This window comes from Agrobacterium rosae (assembly GCF_002915175.1).
GTDB classification, from domain to species: Bacteria; Pseudomonadota; Alphaproteobacteria; order Rhizobiales; family Rhizobiaceae; genus Agrobacterium; species Agrobacterium rosae.
The window spans coordinates 128,586-147,299 of sequence record NZ_NXEJ01000001.1 but is presented as its reverse complement, the minus strand read 5'-3'; the positions used below and the strand labels follow the sequence as shown (position 1 = coordinate 147,299).

23 protein-coding genes are annotated in these 18,714 nt (G+C 57.5%); 12 read left to right on the top strand and 11 right to left on the bottom strand.

Features of this window, described 5'->3' with window-relative positions:
* The first annotated feature begins 3 nt into the window (after nt 1-3).
* From dapB to phnN, 5 genes are all read left to right on the top strand, one after another.
* Entirely contained in the window at nt 4-831 is an 828-nt protein-coding gene (gene dapB / locus CPJ18_RS00760) for a 4-hydroxy-tetrahydrodipicolinate reductase (protein WP_103656627.1), read from the top strand.
* Nucleotides 832-853: 22 nt separating this feature from the next.
* A complete protein-coding gene (locus tag CPJ18_RS00755) occupies nt 854-1,489 on the top strand; it encodes a 2,3-bisphosphoglycerate-dependent phosphoglycerate mutase (RefSeq protein ID WP_103656626.1) in 636 nt (211 codons plus the stop codon).
* A 437-nt stretch (nt 1,490-1,926) separates the two neighbouring features.
* On the top strand, nt 1,927-2,622 hold the full coding sequence (locus CPJ18_RS00745) for a DUF1045 domain-containing protein (protein WP_103656624.1): 696 nt from the start codon (nt 1,927-1,929) through the stop codon (nt 2,620-2,622).
* A gap of 13 nt (nt 2,623-2,635) precedes the next feature.
* Nucleotides 2,636-3,772 carry an alpha-D-ribose 1-methylphosphonate 5-triphosphate diphosphatase gene (locus CPJ18_RS00740; protein WP_103656623.1) on the top strand — a complete coding sequence of 379 codons (1,137 nt, stop codon included), beginning with the start codon at nt 2,636-2,638 and terminating at the stop codon, nt 3,770-3,772.
* A complete protein-coding gene (phnN, locus tag CPJ18_RS00735; protein WP_245445266.1) occupies nt 3,769-4,368 on the top strand; it encodes a phosphonate metabolism protein/1,5-bisphosphokinase (PRPP-forming) PhnN in 600 nt (199 codons plus the stop codon). Before CPJ18_RS00740 ends, phnN begins: the two co-directional genes overlap by 4 nt.
* On the opposite strand, the gene CPJ18_RS00730 is transcribed toward phnN, so the two are convergent.
* The 4 genes from CPJ18_RS00730 to exbB form a co-directional block, all read right to left on the bottom strand.
* Entirely contained in the window at nt 4,369-5,358 is a 990-nt protein-coding gene (locus tag CPJ18_RS00730) for an Ldh family oxidoreductase (RefSeq protein ID WP_103656621.1), read from the bottom strand.
* A gap of 106 nt (nt 5,359-5,464) precedes the next feature.
* Nucleotides 5,465-6,394 (bottom strand): energy transducer TonB family protein, encoded by a 930-nt coding sequence (locus tag CPJ18_RS00725; protein WP_103656620.1) that lies wholly within the window; start codon nt 6,392-6,394, stop codon nt 5,465-5,467.
* Entirely contained in the window at nt 6,391-6,873 is a 483-nt protein-coding gene (exbD, locus tag CPJ18_RS00720; protein WP_103656619.1) for a TonB system transport protein ExbD, read from the bottom strand. Before exbD ends, CPJ18_RS00725 begins: the two co-directional genes overlap by 4 nt.
* Nucleotides 6,874-6,876: 3 nt before the next feature.
* A complete protein-coding gene (gene exbB / locus CPJ18_RS00715; protein ID WP_103656618.1) occupies nt 6,877-7,947 on the bottom strand; it encodes a tonB-system energizer ExbB in 1,071 nt (356 codons plus the stop codon).
* Between the two features lie 309 nt (nt 7,948-8,256).
* Here exbB and CPJ18_RS00710 point away from each other — a divergent pair, with 309 nt between their 5' ends.
* Nucleotides 8,257-8,964 carry a YoaK family protein gene (locus CPJ18_RS00710; RefSeq protein ID WP_103656617.1) on the top strand — a complete coding sequence of 236 codons (708 nt, stop codon included), beginning with the start codon at nt 8,257-8,259 and terminating at the stop codon, nt 8,962-8,964.
* Between the two features lie 2 nt (nt 8,965-8,966).
* Here the strand turns inward: CPJ18_RS00710 and CPJ18_RS00705 are convergent, their stop codons facing one another.
* A complete protein-coding gene (locus CPJ18_RS00705; RefSeq protein WP_103656616.1) occupies nt 8,967-9,491 on the bottom strand; it encodes a hypothetical protein in 525 nt (174 codons plus the stop codon).
* Nucleotides 9,492-9,576: 85 nt separating this feature from the next.
* On the opposite strand from CPJ18_RS00705, the gene CPJ18_RS00700 reads away from it, so the two are divergent.
* On the top strand, nt 9,577-10,212 hold the full coding sequence (locus CPJ18_RS00700) for a trimeric intracellular cation channel family protein (protein WP_077102125.1): 636 nt from the start codon (nt 9,577-9,579) through the stop codon (nt 10,210-10,212).
* A gap of 61 nt (nt 10,213-10,273) precedes the next feature.
* On the opposite strand, the gene CPJ18_RS00695 is transcribed toward CPJ18_RS00700, so the two are convergent.
* A complete protein-coding gene (locus tag CPJ18_RS00695) occupies nt 10,274-10,531 on the bottom strand; it encodes a BQ00720 family protein (protein WP_067649505.1) in 258 nt (85 codons plus the stop codon).
* A gap of 59 nt (nt 10,532-10,590) precedes the next feature.
* Complete coding sequence (locus tag CPJ18_RS00690) at nt 10,591-11,016, bottom strand: Hsp20 family protein (RefSeq protein WP_077102123.1); 426 nt, start codon at nt 11,014-11,016, stop codon at nt 10,591-10,593.
* 182 nt (nt 11,017-11,198) lie between these two features.
* On the opposite strand from CPJ18_RS00690, the gene CPJ18_RS00685 reads away from it, so the two are divergent.
* Nucleotides 11,199-12,143 carry a nucleoside hydrolase gene (locus CPJ18_RS00685; protein WP_103656615.1) on the top strand — a complete coding sequence of 315 codons (945 nt, stop codon included), beginning with the start codon at nt 11,199-11,201 and terminating at the stop codon, nt 12,141-12,143.
* A 147-nt stretch (nt 12,144-12,290) separates the two neighbouring features.
* Here the strand turns inward: CPJ18_RS00685 and CPJ18_RS00680 are convergent, their stop codons facing one another.
* A complete protein-coding gene (locus CPJ18_RS00680; RefSeq protein ID WP_103656908.1) occupies nt 12,291-13,151 on the bottom strand; it encodes an LOG family protein in 861 nt (286 codons plus the stop codon).
* A gap of 138 nt (nt 13,152-13,289) precedes the next feature.
* On the opposite strand from CPJ18_RS00680, the gene dapD reads away from it, so the two are divergent.
* Genes dapD through CPJ18_RS00660 form a run of 4 tightly spaced genes read left to right on the top strand, consistent with a single transcriptional unit; the run spans nt 13,290 to nt 16,579 of the window.
* Entirely contained in the window at nt 13,290-14,144 is an 855-nt protein-coding gene (dapD, locus tag CPJ18_RS00675; protein ID WP_103656614.1) for a 2,3,4,5-tetrahydropyridine-2,6-dicarboxylate N-succinyltransferase, read from the top strand.
* A gap of 17 nt (nt 14,145-14,161) precedes the next feature.
* Nucleotides 14,162-15,355 (top strand): succinyl-diaminopimelate desuccinylase, encoded by a 1,194-nt coding sequence (dapE, locus tag CPJ18_RS00670; RefSeq protein ID WP_103656613.1) that lies wholly within the window; start codon nt 14,162-14,164, stop codon nt 15,353-15,355.
* The gene (locus CPJ18_RS00665) at nt 15,342-15,953 is read left to right on the top strand and encodes a hypothetical protein (RefSeq protein WP_103656612.1); all 612 of its coding nucleotides are present in this window, start codon (nt 15,342-15,344) and stop codon (nt 15,951-15,953) included. The genes dapE and CPJ18_RS00665 overlap by 14 nt, the downstream gene beginning before the upstream one ends.
* A gap of 29 nt (nt 15,954-15,982) precedes the next feature.
* Complete coding sequence (locus tag CPJ18_RS00660) at nt 15,983-16,579, top strand: hypothetical protein (protein WP_103656611.1); 597 nt, start codon at nt 15,983-15,985, stop codon at nt 16,577-16,579.
* Between the two features lie 3 nt (nt 16,580-16,582).
* On the opposite strand, the gene arsC is transcribed toward CPJ18_RS00660, so the two are convergent.
* From arsC to fmt, 3 genes are read right to left on the bottom strand one after another with little or no spacing between them, the layout of a single operon-like run.
* Nucleotides 16,583-16,987 carry an arsenate reductase (glutaredoxin) gene (gene arsC / locus CPJ18_RS00655; protein WP_103656610.1) on the bottom strand — a complete coding sequence of 135 codons (405 nt, stop codon included), beginning with the start codon at nt 16,985-16,987 and terminating at the stop codon, nt 16,583-16,585.
* The gene (truA, locus tag CPJ18_RS00650) at nt 16,965-17,771 is read right to left on the bottom strand and encodes a tRNA pseudouridine(38-40) synthase TruA (RefSeq protein ID WP_103656609.1); all 807 of its coding nucleotides are present in this window, start codon (nt 17,769-17,771) and stop codon (nt 16,965-16,967) included. The genes arsC and truA overlap by 23 nt, the downstream gene beginning before the upstream one ends.
* A complete protein-coding gene (fmt, locus tag CPJ18_RS00645; protein ID WP_103656608.1) occupies nt 17,771-18,706 on the bottom strand; it encodes a methionyl-tRNA formyltransferase in 936 nt (311 codons plus the stop codon). The genes truA and fmt overlap by 1 nt, the downstream gene beginning before the upstream one ends.
* Nucleotides 18,707-18,714: the final 8 nt, after the last annotated feature.

The following is an 18,714-nucleotide window of genomic DNA, read 5'->3' as shown; positions in this document are numbered from 1 at the left end:
GGCATGAGCGTTGATGGTATGAAGCTGGTGGTGGTGGGTGCCGCCGGGCGTATGGGGCAGACATTGATTCGCCTTATCCATCAAACGCCAGGCGTACAGCTTCATGCTGCGGTGGAACGTGAAGGCTCACCGTTTATCGGCCGTGACGCTGGCGAAATTTCTGGCCTTGGACCTCTCGGCATTGCGGTAACCGGCGATGCGATGGATGCCTTTGTTCATGCTGAGGGCGTCATCGATTTCACATCCCCTGCAGGAAGCGTTGTTTTCGCAGGTCTTGCCGCACAGGCACGGATCGTTCATGTCATTGGCACCACAGGCTGCACGGTTGACGATGAGACAAAATTCGAGGCTGCCGCCCGCCATGCCCGTATCGTCAGATCAGGCAATATGAGCCTTGGCGTCAATTTGCTCAGCGTTCTGACGCAGCAGGCCGCAAAGGCGCTCGATGCGAATGGCTGGGATATTGAGATCCTCGAGATGCATCACAAGCACAAGGTGGATGCGCCCTCAGGCACCGCCCTGCTTTTGGGCGAAGCGGCGGCACAGGGTCGTGGCATCGATCTGACTGAAAAATCCGTGCGCGTTCGCGACGGTCATACCGGCCCCCGCGAGGCAGGTACCATCGGCTTTGCGACACTGCGTGGCGGATCCGTGGTCGGTGACCATTCCGTGATTTTTGCGGCGGAAGGTGAGCAGGTTACACTGTCCCACCATGCTGGCGACCGCACGATTTTCGGTCGCGGCGCAATTGCCGCGGCAGTCTGGGCACATGCTCAAAAGCCCGGCCTTTATTCCATGCTGGACGTTCTGGGTCTGGCGAAAGACAAATAACCAACTCTGGAGAGCTATCGAAATGAGCGGAACCCTCGTCCTCGTTCGTCACGGTCAAAGTGACTGGAACCTCAAGAACCTCTTCACGGGCTGGCGCGACCCTGACCTGACAGACCTTGGTGTTGAAGAAGCCAATGCCGGTGGCAAGGCGCTTGCGGATTACGGTATCAAGTTCGACGTGGCCTACACATCATCGTTGATCCGCGCGCAACGAACCTGCCAGATGGTTTTGGACAATGTCGGCCAGCCTGACCTTGAAACCATTCGAAATGAAGCTCTGAATGAGCGTGATTACGGCGAACTATCTGGCCTCAACAAAGATGATGCCCGCGAGAAGTGGGGCGAAGAACAGGTGCATATTTGGCGTCGTTCCTATGACATCCCACCGCCAGGTGGCGAGAGCCTGCGCGATACCGGTGCGCGCGTTTGGCCCTACTATCTAACGGAAATTCTGCCGCGTGTGCTGCGGGGCGAAAAGGTGCTTGTCGCGGCCCACGGCAACTCGCTGCGTTCGCTGGTAATGGTTCTGGACAAGCTCAGCAAGGAAGAGATTCTCAAATTGAACCTCGCGACTGGCGTGCCGATGGTCTACAAACTGAACGCGGATTCAACCGTTATTTCGAAAGAAGTTCTAGGCGACATGTCCGCTGCGCATTGATGCGCGTACACATAAAAAAAGCGTCGCAGATTTTTGCGACGCTTTTTTACTTCGAAATTGGTTTCTGAGACATAATCGATGTTAACCTCAGAAGTTCTGTTTCTCGCCAAACCAGTAGGCGCAAAATACGCTCGATGCTGCGAAAACAGTGAAGAATAGCGTGATCAAAATGCCGATTTCCATTAGATTGTACTCCTTGCATCTTTTGAAACTCGTGAAGACAACGCACGATGCTTGAAGAAGTTTCATCGGGGCCGGAAGGGTCGCGCCATCGCTAACCTCCCACTTCTTAAAAATCGACATCGTTAGACTGCTTTTCCGCGACATATCATCATTCCGTCATGGGAAAGGCATAAGTCGCAGTTGCGGCTTGAAGGCCACGAGCGATTCAGCTCAAATACCCCTGCGGTCTCTTTGATTTTCGAAAGTACGACGACGTGCGCTACGCCATCTATTTCACCCCATCCGAAAATGATGCTCTCACGGACAAGGCATCTCGATGGTTAGGCCGTAACGCATTTTCCGACACTCACTTCGACGCCTATCAAACCTACGCAGAGATAACAGCCGAGCCACGTCGTTACGGGTTTCATGCAACGCTGAAAGCTCCGTTCGAGCTTTCAGCAAATCAAAGCGAAGCTGATCTCCTCGCGGCATTCCACGCTTTCGCAGAGAGCCGCCGTGCCTTTGATATTCCAAAGATCGTCATTGGCTCGCTCGGCCCATTCTTCGCGCTGGTACCAGATGCGCTGCACCAACCGCTTCAGGATTTCGCGGCTGACGTCGTCAATTATTTCGAGCCATTTCGAGCCCCCTTGTCGGACAGCGATATCGCCCGGAGACGGCCGCAGAACCTGACGGAGAGCCAAAGGCAGAACCTGTCTCTGTGGGGTTACCCGCATGTGATGGAGGATTTTCGTTTTCACATGACACTGACGGGGCCGGTGCCTGAAGATGAGAGAGCGGAGATGAGCGCCGTCCTCACTCGTGAGTTTTCTGAGTTTACACAGAGGCCTCTGGCCGTTTCCGGTCTTGGCCTGTTTATTGAAAAAAACCGTGGCGAAGACTTCACCGTCCACACATGGTTGCCGCTGACGGCCGCCGCCCCCGCCACGGGCAGAGACACGATATGAAAGCAGTACACGCATGACCGAACATGTTTTTTCCAACGCCCGTATCGTTCTTGAAAACGATATCCTTGAAGGCTCCGTTCTTGTTCGAGACCGCCTGATCGCGGATATCAGCGAAGGCGCATCTCGCATAGGTGAGGATTGCGAGGGAGATTATCTGATCCCCGGCCTCGTGGAACTCCACACTGATCATCTGGAGCAGCATTACTCACCACGCCCCGGTGTGACTTGGGACAAGGTCGCTGCCATTCAGGCTCACGATGCGCAGATTGCATCATCAGGCATCACTACGGTGTTTGATTGCCTTCGCCTCGGCTCAGACGAGGATGGCGGCTTCGCCAAAGGCGAAATGCGCGGCATGGCGGATGCTATCGAGCAGGCGCAGAACGAAAACCGCCTGCGCGCCGATCACCTTCTACACCTGCGGTGCGAGGTTGCTGCTTCGGATGTGCTGGAGCATTTCGAGGGTTTCGAAAATGATCCGAATGTCAGGCTGATCTCGCTGATGGATCATTCTCCGGGTCAGCGACAGTTTCAGACGATGGATCAATACATCGTTTTTTACCAGAAGAAGCGTGGCTTGAGTGATGAGGCTTTCCAGGCTTTTGTCGATCGGCGTGTTGCGGCATCTTCCCAATATTCTGCCAAGCATCGCGATTTTCTGTCTGCCCGGTGCGCAGAACACGGTATCACGGTTGCCAGCCACGATGATGCGACGCTCGCGCATGTCGAAGAGGCTATCGGACATGGTGTAACCTTGGCGGAATTCCCCACCAGCGTGGAGGCGGCCCAGGCATCCCACAATGCAGGCATGAGCGTTTTGATGGGCGCACCCAACATCGTTCGCGGCAAATCCCATTCCGGCAATATCGCCGCGCGTGATCTCGCCCAACTGGGTGTTCTCGACGTTCTGTCGTCGGACTATGTTCCGTTCAGCTTGCTTCACGCGCCATTCCTGCTGGCCGACCAAGTGGACGGAATAACCTTGCCCAAGGCGCTTGCCATGGTTACGGCCACACCGGCGCGCACCGTCGGTCTTGATGATCGCGGTCGCATCGCCCTTGGCCTGAGAGCGGACCTCGTGCGTGTCCGTCGAGACAACGGCGTTCCGATCGTACGCTCCGTCTGGCGTCAGGGCAGGCGTGTTGCATGAGTGACGCTGAGCTCTCGACCTCGGGTTTACCGCAACGCGCCGGCGTGATGATCGTCGTCGTCGGGCCAAGTGGTGCGGGTAAAGACACCCTCATGGCGTTTGCCGCAGCAAAGCTGGGCCAGCGGCGTAATATTCATTTCGCACGTCGGGTCATTACCAGAAGTCGTGATGCGGGTGGTGAGGACCATGAAGCCGTGACGCAGGAAGAGTTCACCCGCCGTCTCGACCAGGGAGAGTTTTGCGTATCGTGGGATGCGCATGGTCTGAGTTATGGCATTCCAGCTTCGGTTCAGGACAAGTTGAAGCTGGGCGACATTGTCATCGCCAATGGCTCGCGCTCGGCTCTTTCCCATTTCAAGGCAGCGTTTCCGGCGCTAAAGGTCATCAACGTCATCGCCACACCAGATGTTCTGGCGGCAAGATTGGAGAGCCGAGGACGTGAAAGCCGGGAGGATATTCTGCGCCGACTTCAACGCAGTTCTCTGGATGTTTGTGGCGATTTCGATGTGACGACAATCGACAATAGCGGCCCGCTTGACATAGCCGGGGCAGCCTTTGCCAAGCTGCTGGAAGAGCAGCTTGGCCGTTACAGCTAATTACAGAGCTTCGATCTGCGCCAATATATCGGCATCGATGGTAATACCATTTTCCAGTGACTGTTTGCGAATGCCTTGACTCCGACGTCCAGGGAGGCGCGCGTGCTCTTGCCCCTCGATTTCGCCCGCCATCAAGGCAAGACGCTTGGCAAGAACCTGATCTCCGGCAATCGCTGGATCGATGACGATGAGTGTATGGCCGAGAGATGGGGCCGTGCCCGTATCATCCAGCAGGGACGATGCCTGGAAACCGAAATTACCACCGGTCAGGCCCGCCGCCATGACTTCCACCATCAGGGCAAGGGCTGCACCCTTGGCATCTCCAGCTGGCAGCATTGTGCCGTTGATTGCTTCGTCGGGGTTCGTCGTCGGTTGTCCACTGGCATCCAGCGCCCAGCCATCGGGAATAGCTTCACCTTTCTGGCGCGCTGCCATGATCTTTCCGCGTGCGACCTTGGAGAGCGCCAGATCGATGACCAGCGGATCTGCGCCATCCACCGGCGCGGCGAAAGCGATGGGGTTCGTTCCATAAAGTGGCTTGATGCCACCCCAAGGAGCCATCGACGCGGGCGCGTTGGCAACCATGAAAGCGACGAGCCCCTGTTCAGCGAAGCGTTCCACCGTCAGCGCCATGACACCGGCGTGGTGCGATCGGCCAATCACGCCCAAAGCGATGCCCTGCTCACGCGCAATGGCGGGAAGCCGTTCCACGGCGACATCAATAGCCGGGTAAGCATATCCGTACCCCGCATCCACAGACAGAACAGATGGTCGCATCAGTGTCGTAACGGGAAGCGCTTTTCCATCGATTTTACCGACGCGCAACTGGCTGATGTAAGAGGGAACACGCCGAACGCCATGACCGCCCTGCCCTGCCGCTTCTGCCGCAACGATCGCTCGCGCCACGGAGCGAGCACTCTCCTGCACGACACCATTTTTCTCGAATATGGAAGAGATTAAATCTTCCGCCTGCTCAATGCTGAATTTCATGATCTTGAATGCTTTCCCGGTGAGAAAACAGGCCTATCGCATTTCTGCGAAAGCGAAAAGTCCGATGACCTCCCATAGGACACGAGGACAACAAATCAGCTCATCGTCACTGAATATCTATTTTCACCTGGAAGGCCGTTTGGGCACCCGGCGGTGGCTCCGCAACAGAGGCTTTTTCAATGGAGTTCACCACTTTTCCATCAATAGAGGCGTCACCCGTTGAGCTGATAACCCGCACTCTGCCGATAGAGCCGCCATCATCCACGTTAAAAGCGACCGTGACCGACATACCCTTGGAGCCTGCACGCGATACGCGGCGCGACACCGCAGAGCGAACCCGGGCATTCCACTTGGCAGGCGACACTGACGATGAAAACAAACCGGAGCTGTTTTTCGAAGCCGCTGTGCGATCCGACTGCGTTGTTTCGACCTTAGCCGTATCCTTTGCTGCTGATGCGGCAGGCGCGACTGTCTTTTTGCGTTCGACCTTCTTCTTTTCGGGTTCGTCTTTCTTTTCCACCTTTTTTTCGACCGGAGGCAAAGGCGGGCGGAAGGACGGCAGTGGCACCTCGACATTTTCCAGCGCAGCCATCTGCTGCTCCTGAACAGGGTCGATCTCCTCTACAGGTTCGGGCAATGGTTCCGGAAGCGGCTCGGTAATTTCCTGCGGCGGCTCCGGTGTGGGTTCGGGCTCCGGCGGAGTTTCCTCGACGACGGGTTCTGGCTGTGGCTGCGGCGGCTCTACCGGTGGCGGCACGTCCTCCACCTTATCAGGCACGACGCTCTTTACTTCCTGCACATCCTCGACATCATTGGCCTCAACTGTCTCTTCGGTGTTGACGGCCTCAGGAAGAGCCGCAAGCTCGATCATGATTGCTGCCGGCGGTCCGGCATCGGCAACGGGCTCGGGCTGTTCCTGCATGAGATAGTAAGCAGCACCGGCATGAACACCAACGGTCAGCACCGCGGCTGTCGTCCACAGCGCCAATTCTCCCAGCCGGGAGCGTCCGGTGCGGGGAAAAGAGGGGTCGGTCATGGCGTCGCTCCGGCGGGTGCGGAGCCGGCGGGCTGACCCGCTCCGGCCTGGCTTGCTGCGGCAGCGCCCTCAAGACCAACAAGCGCGATCTTGAGATAACCGCTATCACGCAGCATGTTCATGATTTCCATGAAGTGTCCGTAATCGACGGCTTTGTCGGCGCGCAGGAAAATGCGCGTATCCTTTTTGCCGCTGGTTCGTGCATCCAGCCGCGCCGTCAGCGCTTCTCGCGAGACTACGTCGTTGCCCAGATTCAGTGAAAGATCGTCCTTCACAGTCAGATAAAGTGGCTCTTCCGGGCGTTCTGCAGGCTTTGCCGAAGATGCTGGCAGATCGACGTTCACATCCACTGTCGCCAAGGGTGCAGCAACCATGAATATGATGAGAAGTACCAGCATCACGTCGATGAACGGCGTTACGTTGATTTCATGGTTTTCGGAGAGTTCATCTCCACTGCTTTCGCGAATACCACCAGCCATTGATCAACGCCCCACGAGTGAGACCGCGGGCTTTGCAGCGCTGCCCGGCGGAATGCGGCGAAAATCGAGATCGCGGCTGACGAGACGTTCAACACCAGCGGCGACATCCGCCAGCAAATGACGGTAACCGGTGATGGAACGGGCAAAGACGTTATAGATCACCACCGCTGGAATGGCCGCAACCAGGCCGATAGCGGTTGCCAGCAGGGCTTCGGCAATGCCGGGCGCGACGACGGCGAGGTTGGTCGTCTGCGATTCCGAAATGCTGATGAAGGAGTTCATGATACCCCAGACCGTGCCGAACAGGCCGACGAAAGGCGACGTCGAGCCGATTGTGGCCAGAGCACCGGTTCCGCGAGACATGCGACGGCCCGCATGGGTTTCGATGCGACCCAGAACGGAAGAGACACGCTCCTTGATGCCGCCGCCATCGGTGTGCTCCACCACCGCGTCCGACAGTTGCATCTCATGGGTTGCCATTCGCAGCATAAGAGCGGCGGGGCCACCTTTTTTGTCTGCAGCCTGGGTGGCTTCTGACAGCGTTTTTGCCTTGTGAATGATCTTGAGTGTGGAGCCGGCACGAATGCGAGCGCCCGCAAGTTCGATGGATTTTGCGACCCAAACGGTCCACGTGACCAGAGATGCGAAGGCAAGCCCGATCATGACACCCTTCACGACCCAATCGGCCGCCATGAACATGCCCCAAGGTGACAGGTTGTGCGGAATATCGCTACGTTGCTCAGCGCTGGCGGCTGGGACAACGGGCGGCTCTGCCAGAGTGGGCTGGATCGGAGGCTGGGGTGCAGCATCGGGCGTGGGCTGCTGAACCGTGGGCGCTGCCGGTGCAGGTGCGGGTGCTATTGGTGCGGGAGCTGGCTCTGGCGATTGCTGTTGAGCCTCTGTCGGGGTCGTCGTCTGCGTTGCTGGGGCGGTCTCTGTCGCGGGAGATGGCGTCTGCGCAATACCCGCACCAGCGTAAAGGCAGGCGACAAGTGACAAAATGGCAGCCGTCGATCGGTGCCGTTTGCGCGGTAAAGCGTTCAGGTTCGAAGAGGTCAATTTTTCAGGTGCCATCTTGATATTCCCGGAGTTCCGTAACTATGCGCCTATCTTTTGCAGCTGGTGCCTGCACGCCCACACTTTGCCGCCGCAGCTTAACGCGCAGTCCGCTAACAAAGTTGACTAGGATTGACAACTAATACATTGCCGAAACATGCGCTGTAAACTCTTCTTTTACGAAAAAGCGGACCAGCGCGACTAACACTCGTTATGAGGGTAAAAATGCGCCGCCAATTCCGTGATGGTCCCTGCATCCTATTGCATCTTGAGCGTCATTGCTGCCCTGTGGCTATGATGCCCTAAAACCCGTGTGGCGGAACATCCATGACCAGACTAAGACGCCGAAAGATCATTCGTACAAGACGCACGGCGACAGGTGTTGCGCTTGTTGCTGCTCTCTCTTTCGTTGCCGGAATGACGGATGCCATCGGCCTGACGATGTCGGGAGATTTCGTGTCCTTCATGACGGGCAATACCACGCGCGCAGCGCTGTCACTGCAATCGGGTGATTATGCCCATGCCGGAACGCTCTTTCTGGCTATCATTATCTTCGTGGTTGGCAATGCGATTGGCATCATCATTGCCAACAGGTCCAACAGACGCGTGTTCACCGTTCTTTGCGCGGTAGGCTTCGCACTATTTCTCGCCGCGATTTTACAGATGCAAGGTGGGAAACTCAGCTCATTCTATCTCGTGGTCTTTGCCATGGGCATGATCAACGCCGCCGTGGAACATGTGGAAGGACTGCCCATAGGCTTGACCTACGTCACCGGCGCTCTGTCCCGCTTCGGGCGCGGCATCGGACGCTTCCTATTGGGTGAACGCAAACTGGATTGGACGATCCAACTGGTACCATGGCTTGGCATGATTGCGGGCGCTATTTCCGGAGCAGTGCTTGGCAGCAGCTATTCGAAGATAGCCCTTCTCAGCGTCAGCCTGCTTGTGTTCGTTATTGCTCTCGCCAGCATTTTCATGCCGCGTTCGCTCAGAAGCCGTTACAATCAGGGTGTTGCCATCAACAGGTCTCGTTGACGCTATTTGCTCGAAATCGTTACGAATTTCGTGCCCCGCACACGCACTGTCATCAAGCATGGTTCGCTGTCGGTACGCTCGCAAAAGCGCGGATGCATCTTGAATTCGAAAACCATGTTGCCGAAACGCTGAACGAAGTCGTAGCTGTAGATCGTCGCGGTGGCGATCATCAGATAACCGCCTTCCTTGACCTGAACATAGAAATTATAAGGGCAGCCGTCGTCACCGCAGCTACGTGCCTTTTCACCGTCACAAGTCAACGCGCCGCGATTGGTGATCGCGTCCATCAGCCCGTCATTGTTGATATCCAGCCGGGTGATGAAGCCCTCACCGAATTCGGCCACTTTGCATTCGGTGCGAAAATGGTCCTTCTCGTAAATCTCCGGGTCGCTCACGAGCTCCTGCTGGGCAAGTGCCACCACCGGCACAAACAAAAGCACCAAAGCTTGAAGCGTTACGACGAGAAGACGTTTCACGGCATTTTCCTTTAGGTCTGTTTCCGCTAAAGAAGCGAAAGCATAGATCATGTCATCTTGGTTCGGCGGTGGACCATAGGGTCTGGCCCTTGCGTGACACTGACCCTTGCGCAACATTTGAGGAGAGCGCCTGCCCATGACACTTTTGGCTTTTCTCGATTATGCGGGCGTTGCCGTTTTTGCGGCCACCGGTGCCCTCGCCGCTTCACGCAAACAGCTCGATTTGATCGGCTTCCTGTTTTTCGCTGCCGTGACAGGTATCGGCGGTGGTACATTGCGAGATCTCGTGCTCGGGCGCTCCCCCGTCTTCTGGGTCGTCAACCCGACCTATATTCTGGTCTGCGTGGTTGTTGCCGCACTCGTCTATCTCACGGCACACCTGCTGGAATCCCGATACAGGCTCTTGATCTGGCTCGATGCCATCGGCCTATCGGCTTATTGCGTCATGGGAGCAGCCAAAGGCCTTGCCGTGAGCGGCTCGCCTACGGTCGCCATTGTCACCGGCACCATGACGGCGACATTCGGCGGCGTTCTTCGTGATATTCTGGCTGGCGAACCGTCTGTGTTGTTAAGACCGGAAGTCTATATCAGTTGCGCTTTGGCAGGCGCTTGCGTGTTTACGGCGGTCCACGCGCTGGGTATGCCCCTCCTAGTCGCATCGGCTGCTGGTGTTCTCACCGCTTTTGCAATCCGAAGCGGGGCACTGATTTTCGGCTGGACCTTTCCGCGCTACCACCCCCGTCCTGGCAGACCGCCTGACGATGTCATGTAGACATGCAAAAGGCACCCGAGGGTGCCTTGAGATGACGTAATAGCAGACGCTCCAACGGCGTTCAATGAACGCTTATCGTGCGTAGTTCGTCTTCGGCAGCTTTGAAGAAGGTGCTGGACCGATTGTCGGTCAACAGGATCGGTGTACCATCCGCACCGAACAAAGCCCAAAGATCCAGGGTCGGATCGATATTTGGTGCTTCCGGGAAGCAACGGTTTACTTCTTCGGCGCGCATCTTTCGGATGTATCCGACTTCGCCTGCCCCGATATGGGCTAGTTGCGACTTCGTCAAACTCGCATGCGCTTCTTTCAAGAGCATATGTCAGCCTCCATTCATGAGACGCCATGCCGCTTACGAGTCGCTTGGCGTACAGAATCCTACTGTGAGACGGAAATGTTAATTTTCTTCACCACGTTAGAGATTTCCGGGCGGGTGAGATCAATGGACAGCAGACCGTTTCGCAGGCGCGCATCGTTGACCTGCATGCCTTCCGCCAGCACGAAAACCCGCTGGAATTGCCGTGCAGCAATGCCGCGATACAGATAGTCCTTCGCGTCCTGTTCCTGCTGGCGTCCGCGAATAATGAGCTGATTGTCGGCTGTCGTCACTTCAAGATCGTCTTCGGAGAACCCGGCAACAGCAATGGTGATGCGCAGCCGCTCCGGACTGCCGCCTTCGGCTGCCAGTCGCTCAATGTTGTAAGGCGGATAGCCGTCATTCGCTTTCGTCATCCGCTCGAGCGTTTTTTCCATGGCATCGAAACCCAGCATAAGCGGATGGGTGAAAGGTGTCATACGGCTCATATCTTTCGGTCCTTGTAACCAAGCGACGTGGTTTGCCCCGTTTGCGGCGGCATGGTTTCATATGGGAATATGCGGGTTGCAAAGCAAGAACGGCGTGTCGGGAAAAAGTCTCAACTGCCACCTGCTTGACAAGCTTTGGAAACAGGCCTGAAAAGACATCTCTTATCAAAAGCAGGAAGACCATGGCCGAGCGCAGAAAAATCATTATCGACACCGATCCGGGGCAGGACGACGCAGCCGCCATCATGCTGGCATTGGCAAGCCCGGAGGAAATCGAAGTCCTCGGTCTTTGCGCCGTTGCAGGCAACGTGCCGCTGAAGCTGACCAGCCGCAACATCCGCATCATGCTGGAACTCTGCAACCGCACGGAAATCCCTGTCTATGAAGGCTGCGAGCGCCCGCTGGTCCGTGCGCCGATTACCGCCGAGCACGTTCATGGCAGCACCGGGCTGGACGGTCCGACCTTGCCGGAGCCGGTGCTTGAGGCACAATCGCAGAACGCCATCGATTTCATCATCGAGACGATCCGCCACGAGCCGGAAGGCACCATCACGCTCTGCACATTGGGCGCGCTCACCAACATCGCCACCGCCTTGCAGAAGGCACCCGATATTGCGCCGCGCGTGAAGGAACTGGTGCTGATGGGTGGCGGCTTCTTCGAAGGCGGCAACATCACGCCCGCTGCCGAATTCAACATCTATGTCGATCCGCAGGCCGCAGACATCGTCTTCCGCTCCGGCATTCCGCTGGTCATGATGCCGCTCGACGTGACGCACAAGCTTCTCACCACCAAGGCCCGCGTTGCCGCCATCCGCGATATCGGCACCCGTCCTGCGATTGCCATGGCGGAGATGCTGGAGTTCTTCGAACGCTTCGACGTGGAGAAATACGGTTCCGACGGCGGCCCGCTGCATGATCCGACCGTGATTGCCTATCTCATCAAGCCGGAACTGTTCGACGGTCGCGATTGCAATGTCGAGATCGAGGTGAATTCCGAACTCACCATCGGCATGACGGTTGTCGACTGGTGGAAGGTTACGGGCCGCGAACCGAATGCCCGTGTCATGCGCGATGTGGATGCGGATGGTTTCTTCGCGCTGCTGACGGAGCGGTTTGCGCGGATTTGAAAATAAGTTGAGGGCGGGTTCTCCCCTCTCCTTCGTCACCCTCGGGCTTGTCCCGAGGGTCTAACCACGTTTCATGTTGTGGTTCGTTAGATCCTCGGCACAGGGCCGAGGATGACGAGCGGTGAGCGTCGTGCGGCCATCGAGCACTCAAAGCTCATAAAAATCCGCAACAACCTTCCACGCATCCTCAGCCGTTTCGCAGAAATGCAGCAGATCCATATCATCTGGCGCAATAGTCCCGAAATCGGCCAGCGCTTCGAAATTGATGATGGAGCGCCAGAACGCTTCACCGAACAGGATGAGCGGAATGGGTGCCATGCGCTTGGTCTGAATTAGTGTCAGCGTTTCGAACAGCTCATCCATGGTGCCGAAGCCGCCGGGGAACACCACGACCGCCTTGGCGCGCATCAGAAAATGCATTTTGCGGATGGCGAAATAGTGGAAGTTGAAGCTGAGGTCCGGCGTCACATGCGGGTTGGGTGCCTGCTCGTGCGGCAGCAGGATGTTGAGGCCGATTGATGGCGCACCGGCTTCCGATGCGCCGCGATTGCCCGCTTCCATCACGCCTGGTCCGCCGCCCGTCATCACCACATATTCGCGGTGGTCATGCTTTTCGGATTCACCGGCGCAGAGTTTTGCGAACTTGCGAGCTTCGTCGTAATAGACCGAGGCGGCCTCGAGGTTCTTTCTCTGCGTTTCGTTGCGCGCCGCCCAGGCTTCGCCGCCCGGCTCTGGAATGCGCGCCCCGCCAAACAGCACCACGGTGGATTTGATGCCGCGCTCGGTCAGGATCATTTCCGGCTTCATCAGTTCCAGTTGCAGCCGAATGGGGCGCAACTCTTCGCGGCACAGAAAATCGGTATCGGCATAGGCCAGGCGATAGGATGGCGAGGCCGATTGCGGGGTTTTGGGCAAGCCTTCTGCCTGCTGCTTGTCATCCGAGCTGGATTTCAAAGGGTCCCAGACGCCATCCTTGCGCCGCAACTTGCCATTTTTCAGTTTTGCCATGTCCATGCCTTTCGTCAGCCTGCGCCAAATCACATTGACGCCCTTGAAACACTCGCTTAGAGCAATTGACCATGTCCGGCCAGCGGTGCGGATATTTCCCTTTATGTGACGATAGTCAGCGAAGTTTAAGGAATTCTCATGAGCATCTCGGATCTTGGCTCCCTTGAAACAATCATCGAAACCGCATTCGATAATCGCGACAGCGTCAACATATCGACCAAAGGCGAAGTTCGCGATGCCGTCGAAACCGCGCTGAACCTGCTTGACGCAGGCCAAGTGCGCGTTGCCGAAAAGCAGGCCGATGGCAACTGGACCGTGAACCAGTGGCTGAAGAAAGCCGTGCTGCTCTCCTTCCGTCTCAACGACATGGAGATCGTCACCGGCGGCCCGGGCGAATCCACATGGTGGGACAAGGTGCCCTCCAAATTCGAGAACTGGGGTGAAAACCAGTTCCGTGCCGCAGGTTTCCGCGCCGTGCCGAATGCCGTCGTGCGCCGCTCTGCTTACGTTGCCAAGAACGTCGTGCTGATGCCGTCCTTCGTCAATCTTGGTGCCTACGTCGATGAAGGCACCATGGTCGATACATGGGCGACCGTCGGCTCCTGCGCGCAGATCGGCAAGAACGTGCATCTGTCTGGCGGCGTCGGTATCGGCGGCGTGCTTGAACCGCTTCAGGCGGGCCCGACCATCATCGAAGACAATTGCTTCATCGGCGCCCGTTCAGAAGTCGTGGAAGGCTGCATCGTTCGCGAAGGTGCCGTTCTCGGCATGGGCGTGTTCATCGGCAAGTCCACCAAGATCGTGGACCGCGTGACAGGCTCGATCACCTATGGCGAAGTGCCGCCTTATTCCGTGGTTGTTGCTGGCACCATGCCGGGCAAGCCCTTCCCGAATGGCGAGATGGGTCCGAGCCTCTATTGCGCCGTCATCGTCAAGACCGTCGATGAGAAGACCCGCTCCAAGACCGGCATCAACGAGTTGCTGCGCGACTGATAGAAGTAGACTGACCCATGCACGCCACCGATCCCGTCGCCAATCTCGCCGCCCTTATCCGTTGCCCGTCGGTGACACCAGTAGAAGGTGGAGCGCTGACGCTGCTCGACAGCCTGCTGAGCCCGCTCGGCTTTACGGTAGAGCGTGTGATGGCAACGGAAGAGGGAACGCCCGACGTCGAAAATCTCTATGCCCGGCTTGGCGACCAAGGCCCGCATCTGATGTTTGCGGGCCACACCGATGTCGTGCCTGTGGGTGACGAGACCGCCTGGAGCCATCCGCCCTTTGCAGCCGACATCGCTGATGGTGAGATGTTCGGGCGCGGTGCTGTGGATATGAAAGGCGGCATCGCCTGCTTCGTCGCGGCCATCTCCCGCTATATCGAAAAACATGGAAAGCCCCAAGGCTCTGTCTCCTTCCTCATCACCGGCGATGAAGAGGGCCCGTCTATCAACGGCACCTCCAAGCTTCTGGAATGGGCCGCCGCCAAAGGTGAGACATGGGATGCCTGCGTGGTGGGTGAACCCACCAACCCGGATCAGCTCGGCGACATGATCAAGATCGGCCGTCGCGGCTCGCTGTCGGGCCGCATCGTCGTTCATGGCGTGCAGGGCCACGCCGCCTATCCGCATCTGGCCGACAATCCCATTCGTGGCATGTTGCAACTGACCCAGTCTCTGATGGACCCGCCCTTCGACAACGGCACGGATAATTTCCAGCCGTCGAACCTCGAGGTAACGACCATCGACACCGGCAACGCAGCCACTAACGTCATTCCATCCAAGGCGACGGCTGCCTTCAACATCCGTTTCAACGATACCTGGACGGCTGAAACGCTGCGCGCCGAAATTATCCGCCGTCTGGATGAGGCCGCCGCCGATGGCGTGCTGCGCCCGGATCGTTCGCCGGTCACATACGACATCATCTGGGCCGACCGCCCGTCCCACGTTTTCCTGACGCGCAACAATGCGCTGATTTCATCGCTTTCGGGTGCGGTGGCAGAGGTCACCGGCAACGAGCCGAAGCTATCGACCACCGGCGGCACGTCGGATGCCCGTTTCATCAAGGACTATTGCCCCGTGGTGGAATTCGGCCTCGTTGGCCAGACCATGCACATGGTGGATGAGCGCGTGGCCGTAGCAGATCTCGAAACCCTGACCCGCATCTATGAGGTCTTCATCGAACGCTGGTTTGACCATGCTTCTGCGTAGCGAGTTCGCACGCAGCTTGAGAGGCCTTTGGTTGCTGGGGCAAGGCGACCAAGATGGCATGCAGGCTTTTGATACATCGATTATTGGCGTAGCGCGGTCGTTTCTCGCAATAATATGGTCACTCCCGGTAATCATTGCCTACCTCATATTTCAAAGACTGGAATTTCTCACTGAAATACCAGATGCTGATCAAGGCAGCCTCGATTTCTACGCCAAAGTCGGCGCAATCGAAGCCCTTGCTCTTGTCACAACGCCGCTTCTGATTTTTTTGTGTGTTCCGCTGTTGAGAATAAATATATCGACAGGAGCACTGATTGTTCTCACGAACTGGTTTCTGGTCCCATCAAGCTACTTATCAGTCGGGATCATTTATTTGGCCTATGGCTTAGATCAGGCAGACAGCTTCAGTTCGACAATTTCCCTAATCGTGCTTGCTGGAGGATTTCTGCTTCTCGCCGTGTGGCTCTGGACTTTGTTAAAAACTGCAAGCGGTGCGCATGCCTGGCAAATCCTTTGCCTGCTCGTTCTAACACTTGCACCGCAGTATGTGATGAGCACTGAACTAGCGAGCTTTCTAGGGGTATCCGCTGCCTATTAATAGATTTGCGGATAGCAAACGGGGATACCATGCCGTCGTATAACGAGATAACTTTATACGTCAGAGGCCTGTGGCTCCTGTTTCTCGGTGATCCTGCCGGGGGGCGTTTGCTGGATTTGACGGATCGCGGCATGACGCGCTCGTTTTATGCGGCTCTGTGGTGCCTGCCCTCCATGGCTTTGTCCTGGTACTGGTGGCATGAGGCCTATCTGTCCGTTTTGCCGAAGGGTGTCGGCACCGGTGGCATTTTCTTTTTCCGGCTGGCCATGGTCGAGGCCATTTGCTGGATGGTACCGTTAATCCTCATCGGCATTTTGTTGATGGCCTTGGGCTCCAAAGGAAAGTTTCCAGCCATTGTGGTCGTGGCAAACTGGCTCTCCGTGCCGTTTTCCTATGGCTACGCCACACTCATCCTGATTGCGCTGCTGTTTCCGGCCTTGCAGGGGCTGGTGGCAATTCTGTGGTTTGCACTGTTGCTGACGTTGGTGTTCACTTTCGCCCGTATCCTGAAGTTCTTTATCCGCGAACAGCCGTTGCTCGTCACGGCACTCGTCATGACGCTGCTGGTTCCCGGCATGATCTTGTCAGAAATTCTGCAACGCTTCTTGGGTGTCTATCCGAACTGAGGCTCAGGGCACCTTGACGATTTCGCCATCTTCTTTGGTGAATGTGCCGATTTGCGCATTCGGCAATAGGTCCAGTACCAGTTCAGATGGGCGGCACAATCGCGCAGCTTTTTCCGTCACCACGATGGGCCGGTTCAAAAGAATCGGATGCGCTTCGATGGCATCTAGCAGGGCCTCGTCACTCAACGTCTCGTCCGAAAGGCCAAGCTCAGCATAGGGCGTGCCTTTCTCGCGCAGCAGGCTGCGCAGCGGCACGCCGATCTTTTCAGCAAGAGATACGATCTCGGCGCGCGATGGCGGCGTCTTCAGATATTCGATGATAACGGGTTCTTCGCCGGATTGCCTGATCATGGCCAGTGTGTTGCGGGAGGTGCCGCAGGCCGGGTTATGATAGATCGTCACCGTCATTGTTCGTCTCCGTTCTGGGCAGGCGTGGCGGTATCACATCGGGATAATCGACCTGCATGAAATAGAGGCCGTCCGGTGGCGCGACAGGGCCGCAGGCCTTGCGGTCACGTGCCTCCAGTGCTGCCTTCACATCATCGACCGTCATGCCGCCATCACCGGCCAGTTTCAGCGTACCGGCAAAGGAGCGGATTTGATTGTGCAGAAAACTTTGCGCCGTCGCGCGGATCTCGATCAGGTCACCGTTGCGCGTCACGTCTAGCCGGTCGAGCGTTCTGACCGGGCTGTTGGCCTGGCAGTGAACAGAGCGGAAGGTGGTGAAATCATGCCGTCCGACCAGCGTCTGGGCCGCGGCATGCATAGCCTCATGGTCGAGGTCTTTCGACACCCACCAGGCCCGCTTGTGTTCCAGCGCCAGCCGCGATTTGCGGCAGATGATGCGATAGAGATAATGGCGGCGCAGCGCCGAAAAGCGCGCGTCGAAATCCTCGGTGACAGCTTCGACATCCAGAACCGAAACCGCCTCTCCCGCCATGGCCAGATGCGCATTCAACGCGTTGCGCAACTTATACGGCTCCCAGGCGCGGACGAGATCGACATGCACGACCTGCCCCTTGGCGTGAACGCCGGAGTCGGTGCGGCCTGCGCCACGAAAGCTGACCGTCTCTGTCGTCAGCGACAGCACGGCTGCTTCCAGCGCGCCTTGAACGGATGGACCATTGGTTTGCCGCTGCCAGCCGAAATAGGGGGAACCGTCATATTCGATGGTCATGCGGAAGCGTGGCATCAGCCGAGCCTCGTGCCGACAGCGACGGGCGTGCCGCGCAGGAAGTCTGCGGCCAGCATCGGTTTGCCACCCGCCTTTTGCAGCCGAACCAGCCGCACAGCGCCGCTACCACAGGCAATCGTCAGGGCATCGTCCAGAACGGAGCCCGCTTCGCCCATGCCGCTTGCCAGTTCCGTCTCCAGAACCTTCACGCGCTCGGCCTTGCCGCCGATGTCCATTTCGAACCATGCGCCGGGGAAAGGCGAGAGGCCGCGAATGTGATTGTGCACATCCTGGCTGGACCGGGAGAAATTGATGCGGGTCTCGGCTTTGTCGATCTTGGCGGCGTAGAGAACGCCCTCTTCCGACTGTGGTGTCAGCGGCAGATCGCCGTCTTCCAGCTTCAGCATCGCCTCGCGCATCAACCGCGCGCCCGCCAGCATCAGGCTATCGTGCAATTCGCCAGCGGTCGTGTTCGGGCCAATGGCAACCTTTGCGGTCAGCGCCACGAGGCCGGTATCCAGCCCCTTTTCCATCTGCATCACCATCATGCCGGTTTCGGTATCACCCGCCATAATGGCACGCTGAATGGGGGCTGCGCCACGCCAGCGTGGCAACAGCGAGGCATGACCATTGTAGCAGCCGAGGCGGGTGCCGTTCAAAATGGCCTCGGGCAGCAACAGGCCATAGGCGACAACGACGGCCACGTCAGCATTGAACGCCTTGAATTCCGCCCGGTCTTCTTCCGCCTTGAAATTCAACGGCGTCAAAACGGGAATGCCGAGTAGTTCAGCGGCCTGATGCACAGGCGATTTCTGGAGATCGAGCCCGCGGCGGCCGCCAGGCCGTGGCGGCTGCGTGTAGACGGCTACGATCTGATGGCCCGCATCGACCAGCGCGCGCAGTGTGGGAACGGAAAATTCAGGCGTTCCCATAAAAATGATACGCAGTGCCATGCTCGCCC

What these genes read in the sequence shown, in the direction of transcription:
- dapB (WP_103656627.1), top strand. Translation starts at nt 4, where the DNA reads ATGAGCGTTGATGGTATGAAGCTGGTGGTGGTGGGTGCCGCCGGGCGT.
- CPJ18_RS00755 (WP_103656626.1), top strand. Translation starts at nt 854, where the DNA reads ATGAGCGGAACCCTCGTCCTCGTTCGTCACGGTCAAAGTGACTGGAAC.
- CPJ18_RS00740 (WP_103656623.1), top strand. Translation starts at nt 2,636, where the DNA reads ATGACCGAACATGTTTTTTCCAACGCCCGTATCGTTCTTGAAAACGAT.
- phnN (WP_245445266.1), top strand. Translation starts at nt 3,769, where the DNA reads ATGAGTGACGCTGAGCTCTCGACCTCGGGTTTACCGCAACGCGCCGGC.
- CPJ18_RS00730 (WP_103656621.1), bottom strand. Translation starts at nt 5,358, where the DNA reads ATGAAATTCAGCATTGAGCAGGCGGAAGATTTAATCTCTTCCATATTC.
- CPJ18_RS00725 (WP_103656620.1), bottom strand. Translation starts at nt 6,394, where the DNA reads ATGACCGACCCCTCTTTTCCCCGCACCGGACGCTCCCGGCTGGGAGAA.
- exbD (WP_103656619.1), bottom strand. Translation starts at nt 6,873, where the DNA reads ATGGCTGGTGGTATTCGCGAAAGCAGTGGAGATGAACTCTCCGAAAAC.
- exbB (WP_103656618.1), bottom strand. Translation starts at nt 7,947, where the DNA reads ATGGCACCTGAAAAATTGACCTCTTCGAACCTGAACGCTTTACCGCGC.
- CPJ18_RS00710 (WP_103656617.1), top strand. Translation starts at nt 8,257, where the DNA reads ATGACCAGACTAAGACGCCGAAAGATCATTCGTACAAGACGCACGGCG.
- CPJ18_RS00705 (WP_103656616.1), bottom strand. Translation starts at nt 9,491, where the DNA reads ATGATCTATGCTTTCGCTTCTTTAGCGGAAACAGACCTAAAGGAAAAT.
- CPJ18_RS00700 (WP_077102125.1), top strand. Translation starts at nt 9,577, where the DNA reads ATGACACTTTTGGCTTTTCTCGATTATGCGGGCGTTGCCGTTTTTGCG.
- CPJ18_RS00695 (WP_067649505.1), bottom strand. Translation starts at nt 10,531, where the DNA reads ATGCTCTTGAAAGAAGCGCATGCGAGTTTGACGAAGTCGCAACTAGCC.
- CPJ18_RS00690 (WP_077102123.1), bottom strand. Translation starts at nt 11,016, where the DNA reads ATGAGCCGTATGACACCTTTCACCCATCCGCTTATGCTGGGTTTCGAT.
- CPJ18_RS00685 (WP_103656615.1), top strand. Translation starts at nt 11,199, where the DNA reads ATGGCCGAGCGCAGAAAAATCATTATCGACACCGATCCGGGGCAGGAC.
- CPJ18_RS00680 (WP_103656908.1), bottom strand. Translation starts at nt 13,151, where the DNA reads ATGGCAAAACTGAAAAATGGCAAGTTGCGGCGCAAGGATGGCGTCTGG.
- dapD (WP_103656614.1), top strand. Translation starts at nt 13,290, where the DNA reads ATGAGCATCTCGGATCTTGGCTCCCTTGAAACAATCATCGAAACCGCA.
- dapE (WP_103656613.1), top strand. Translation starts at nt 14,162, where the DNA reads ATGCACGCCACCGATCCCGTCGCCAATCTCGCCGCCCTTATCCGTTGC.
- CPJ18_RS00665 (WP_103656612.1), top strand. Translation starts at nt 15,342, where the DNA reads ATGCTTCTGCGTAGCGAGTTCGCACGCAGCTTGAGAGGCCTTTGGTTG.
- CPJ18_RS00660 (WP_103656611.1), top strand. Translation starts at nt 15,983, where the DNA reads ATGCCGTCGTATAACGAGATAACTTTATACGTCAGAGGCCTGTGGCTC.
- arsC (WP_103656610.1), bottom strand. Translation starts at nt 16,987, where the DNA reads ATGACGGTGACGATCTATCATAACCCGGCCTGCGGCACCTCCCGCAAC.
- truA (WP_103656609.1), bottom strand. Translation starts at nt 17,771, where the DNA reads ATGCCACGCTTCCGCATGACCATCGAATATGACGGTTCCCCCTATTTC.
- fmt (WP_103656608.1), bottom strand. Translation starts at nt 18,706, where the DNA reads ATGGCACTGCGTATCATTTTTATGGGAACGCCTGAATTTTCCGTTCCC.